The sequence below is a fragment of the Vibrio sp. 10N.261.52.A1 genome, from assembly GCF_002876325.1.
GTDB lineage: Bacteria > Pseudomonadota > Gammaproteobacteria > Enterobacterales > Vibrionaceae > Vibrio > Vibrio chagasii.
In genome coordinates, this window is the sequence record NZ_MCYD01000009.1 from 1 (window position 1) to 745 (window position 745).

The 745-nt window shown below is 42.8% G+C and carries 1 protein-coding gene and 1 pseudogene; one reads left to right on the forward strand and one right to left on the reverse strand.

The annotated features are described in order from the left end of the window. Positions 1 to 304: pseudogene (locus tag BCT81_RS00145) on the reverse strand (riboflavin synthase); the annotation flags it as partial. A gap of 142 nt (positions 305 to 446) precedes the next feature. Here BCT81_RS00145 and BCT81_RS00150 point away from each other — a divergent pair. Continuing rightward, positions 447 to 745: MATE family efflux transporter (locus tag BCT81_RS00150; protein WP_241908123.1), on the forward strand; the 299-nt coding region annotated here is incomplete at its 3' end.

Consider the following 745-nt stretch of genomic DNA (forward strand, 5'->3'; position numbering starts at 1 on the left):
GGCCAGACATGCTGTGACCACCAATTTCGTCACCAAACTTAGCGGCGCGCTCAACATTCACTTTGTCACCTACGTTTAACTGGCCCAAGTTGGTTAGACGTAATGTTGCTTGCATTAAGTCAAAAGAGATTTGGTTACCTGAAATCTCAGTTACTGTCAGGCAACAACCGTTGTGAGCAACAGAAGCGCCAATAGCTAACCCCTGTACCATTTCATCCGTTAACTCAATGGTATGAGTCTGAAACAACTCTTTTTTATTGATAGCAACCAGTGTTGCCATGCCTTGAACGATACCTGTAAACATAAGTTTCCTATTTAGCATTTTACTATGGCAGTTATTGTGACATTTCTTTATGATTCGTCCAATGGAAGCTTAACGATCAGTGTCTCTGATTCCTTCTGAATATTCATTCCTGTCCCATTTTCTTTCTCATCTGGAGTTATTTGTGCATCGTTACAAAGAAGAAGCCTCAAATCTAATCAAACTTGCGACGCCAGTATTGATCGCATCTATCGCGCAAACTGGCATGAGTTTCGTTGATACTGTTATGGCCGGTGGCGTCAGTGCTATCGATATGGCAGCGGTATCAATAGCGGCAAGTATTTGGCTTCCTTCAATTTTGTTTGGTGTCGGATTACTTATGGCGTTAGTGCCTGTGGTCGCACAACTAAATGGCTCTGGTCGCCAAGTAAAGATTCCTTTTGAGATTCAGCAAGGTGCATTCTTAGCGCTTGTACTTTCGCT